This is a genomic window from Dactylosporangium sp. NPDC000244, assembly GCF_040300725.1.
GTDB lineage: Bacteria > Actinomycetota > Actinomycetes > Mycobacteriales > Micromonosporaceae > Dactylosporangium.
This window is the reverse complement of sequence record NZ_JBEPEH010000068.1, coordinates 43,353-47,208: the sequence shown is the minus strand read 5'-3', so window position 1 is coordinate 47,208 and position 3,856 is coordinate 43,353. Positions and strand designations below refer to the sequence as shown.

Here is a 3,856-nt window from a genome sequence, read left to right as displayed (position 1 = left end):
ACCAGTAGCGCCACGGTGTGCCACGTGACCAGCGCCCAGAGCGTGTCCGTGGCCCGTCCCACCGTCAGCCCGGGCCGCAGCCGCCCGGACTCCGCGGCCTCGCGCACGAGCGTCTTGAGCCGCGCGCGGCGGGCCCGCTCGTGCCGCCGCCACGCCTCGCGCAGCACCGGCTCGGCGTGTGCCGCCTCCTCGAAGGCCCGCTCAAGAGGATACCGCCGCAGCAGCGCGCCCGCGGTGTCCTCCGGCCCCGGCGCCGCCTCGCCGCGGCGCACCGCGAGCAGCAGTAGACCCGGCTTGTCGGCGAGCGCGTAGACCGACTTCGGCGTGACCCCGGCCTCCTCCGCGACGGCCGCGATGGTCGTGCCGGCGTAGCCGTGCCGGGCGAAGAGACGCTCCGCCGCGGCCGCGATCGCCTCCCGCGTGAGTGCGGCCTGCGCCACACGACGGGGCGCGTAGTAATTTCTCACCGTGTTCGGTGCAGTCATGCTCACCTCATTTCATGGTGAGTGTATCGAATGTGGATCAGCAGTTGGGAGCGCTGGCACGTGCGGTACCAAAGCTGCCCCTTGCTTTTGAAGAGTCCAATGTGGACGAAATGTGTCCACCTGAGGGCTTCCTGAAATCTTGGTGAAACCCTTTGTTCACCGGCGGTTTGGTCGTAGTGTCTGTGTCGTTGCCGATCCCCTGGAGGTGATTCCCATGGCGAAGAAGTCCAAGAAGTCGAAGAAGGACAAGAAGAACAAGAAGAAGAAGTAACCTCTGAACAAGCGGTGGCCGAGGTCGGGGATTCCCTCGACCCGGCCCGCCCGCAGCACAGAGTGGCCCGCAGGGTTTACAACTGAGCGGTGAGCACACTCGACGGATACCTCGGCGCGGTCGTCGGCCGCCTCCAGGGCATCTTCGGCGGCCGGCTCGTCGGGGTGTACCCGGCCGGCTCGCTCGCCTTCGACGCCTACGTCCCCGGCCGCAGCGACGTCGACCTGCTGGCCGTCGCCGAGCGCCCGGCACCGGCCGAGATCGCGGCCGTCATCGCCGCGCTGGACCACGAGCGGCTGCCGTGCCCCGCCGCCGGCCTCGAGTTCGTCCTGTACGACCGGGCCACCCTCGCCGGGCTCTCCACCGAGGCCGGATTCGCGCTCAACCTGAACACGGGCGCGCAGCTGCCGCCGAAGGCCGAGACGGGCCCCGGCGACGGGCTCACCTTCTGGTACCCGATCGACCGCGACATGGTCCGCCAGCAGCGCCGCGCGCTCATCGGCCCGCCCTTCCCCGGCCTCGTGACCCGCGTGCGCTCGCGCGTGCTCCTGCCGGTCGTCGCCGAGTCGGTCGCCGCCCAGCTCGCCGGCCTCACGGACCACGGCGACAACGCGGTGCTCAACGGTTGCCGGGCGCTGCGGTACCACGCCGAGCACGCCTGGTCACCCAAGCGCGCCGCCGCCGCGTGGGCCGCCGAGCACCTGCCGTCCGAGGCCCCGGTGATCCGCGCCGCGCTCGCGAGCCACGCCGAGAGCCGCGACGCCGGCCGCACCGTCGACCGGTCCGCCGCCGAGTCGTTCCTGCAGAAGGTGCATGCCATCGTGGCCGCGCCCGGTTAGGGTGGCTCGGTGCATGTCGCCGACAGTCATGACCTCATCCAGGTCCACGGGGCCCGCGAGAACAACCTGAAGAACGTCAGCGTCGAGATCCCCAAGCGCCGCCTCACGGTGTTCACCGGCGTGTCCGGGTCCGGCAAGAGCTCGCTCGTCTTCGGCACCATCGCGGCGGAGTCGCAGCGGCTCATCAACGAGACGTACAGCGCGTTCGTGCAGGGCTTCATGCCGAGCCTCGCCCGGCCCGACGTCGACCTCCTCGAGGGGCTGACCACGGCCATCATCGTCGACCAGGAGCGGATGGGCGCGAACTCCCGCTCCACCGTGGGCACCGCGACCGACGCCAACGCCATGCTGCGGATCGTGTTCAGCCGGCTGGGCGAGCCGAGCGCCGGGCCGGCGTTCCACTACAGCTTCAACGTGCCCGCCGGGGCCTGCCCCCGCTGCGAGGGCATGGGCAACGTGACCGACATCGACCTCGACGAGCTGTTCGACAAGAACAAGTCGCTCGCCGAGGGCGCGATCACGGTCCCCGGGTACACCGTCGACGGCTGGCTGGTGCGCATCTTCGCCGCGTCCGGGTTCGTCGACGCGGACAAGCCGATCAAGGACTACACCGAGCAGGAGCGCCACGACTTCCTCTACAAGGAGCCGGTGAAGGTCAAGGTCGAGAGCATCAACATGACGTACGAGGGGCTCGTGCCCCGCGTGCAGAAGGCCTTCCTGCAGAAGGACAAGGAGGCCCTCCAGCCACACCTGCGCGCCTTCGTCGACCGGGCGGTCACCTTCACCGCCTGCCCCGAGTGCGGCGGCACCCGGCTCAACCAGGCCGCGCTCGCCTCGCGCATCGGCGGGGTGAACATCGCCGACGCGTGCGCGATGCAGATCAGCGACCTGGCCGAGTGGGTGCGCGGCATCGAGGACCGCTCGGTCGCGCCGCTGCTGGGCACGCTCCAGCGGACGCTGGACTCGTTCGTGGAGATCGGGCTCGGGTACCTCTCCCTCGACCGGCCGTCGGGCACCCTGTCCGGCGGTGAGGCCCAGCGCACGAAGATGATCCGGCACCTCGGGTCCTCGCTCACGGACGTGTCGTACATCTTCGACGAGCCGACCGTCGGCCTGCACCCGCACGACATCCAGCGCATGAACGGCCTGCTCCAGCGCCTGCGGGACAAGGGCAACACCGTGCTCGTGGTCGAGCACAAGCCGGAGACGATCGCGATCGCCGACCACGTCGTCGACCTCGGCCCCGGCGCGGGCGGGTCCGGCGGCACGGTGTGCTTCGAGGGCACCGTCGAAGGACTACGCCGCAGCGGTACTCTGACCGGCCGCCACCTGGACTATCGAGCCGGACTGCGGCCTCAGTTCCGCAAGCCTTCCAGTTTTCTGCAAGTGAGAGGCGCGAATACTCACAACCTGCGCGACGTCGACGTGGACATCCCGCTGGGCGTGCTCGTGGTCGTCACCGGTGTCGCCGGCTCCGGCAAGAGTTCGCTCATCCACGGCTCCATCCCCAAGAGCGCCGGCGTCGTCTCCGTCGACCAGGGCGCGATCCGCGGCTCGCGGCGCAGCAACCCGGCGACGTACACGGGCCTGCTCGACCCGATCCGCAAGGCCTTCGCGAAGGCGGGCGGGGTGAAGCCGGCCCTGTTCAGCGCGAACTCCGAGGGCGCCTGCCCGAACTGCAACGGCAACGGCGTCATCTACACCGACCTGGCCATGATGGCCGGCGTCGCCACGATCTGCGAGGAGTGCGAGGGCAAGCGCTTCCAGGCGTCCGTCCTGGAGTACCGCCTCGGCGGCCGCAACATCGCCGAGGTCCTCGCGATGCCGGTCACGGAGGCGCACGAGTTCTTCTCTACCGGCGAGTCGCGCATCCCGGCCGCGCACACGATCCTGTCCCGCCTGGCCGACGTCGGCCTCGGGTACATCAGCCTCGGCCAGCCCCTGACCACGCTCTCCGGCGGCGAGCGCCAGCGCCTGAAGCTCGCGATCCACATGGCCGAGAAGGGCGGCGTGTACGTCCTCGACGAGCCGACCACCGGCCTGCACCTCGCCGACGTGGAGCAGCTGCTGGGCCTGCTCAACAGCCTGGTCGACGCGGGCAAGTCGGTGATCGTCATCGAGCACCACCTGGCCGTGATGGCCTCGGCCGACTGGATCATCGACATCGGCCCCGGCGCGGGCCACGACGGCGGCACGGTCGTCTTCGAGGGCACTCCCGCCGATCTGGTCAAGGCCCGCTCCACGCTTACGGGCGAGCACCT

3 protein-coding genes are annotated in these 3,856 nt (G+C 70.2%); 2 read left to right on the top strand and 1 reads right to left on the bottom strand.

Annotated elements, in window-relative coordinates; all coding sequences use genetic code 11:
• Nucleotides 1–485, bottom strand: a 485-nt coding sequence (locus tag ABT369_RS54600; protein WP_350626092.1) for a TetR/AcrR family transcriptional regulator, incomplete at its 3' end; no start/stop codon positions are given.
• Between the two features lie 360 nt (nt 486–845).
• Between ABT369_RS54600 and ABT369_RS54595 the strand changes: the two genes are divergently transcribed.
• Both ABT369_RS54595 and ABT369_RS54590 read left to right on the top strand, forming a co-directional pair.
• Nucleotides 846–1,595, top strand: a complete 750-nt coding sequence (locus tag ABT369_RS54595; protein ID WP_350626090.1) for an aminoglycoside adenylyltransferase domain-containing protein — start codon at nt 846–848, stop codon at nt 1,593–1,595.
• Nucleotides 1,596–1,604: 9 nt separating this feature from the next.
• A partial coding sequence (locus tag ABT369_RS54590) for an ATP-binding cassette domain-containing protein (protein ID WP_350626088.1) occupies nt 1,605–3,856 on the top strand: 2,252 nt, incomplete at its 3' end.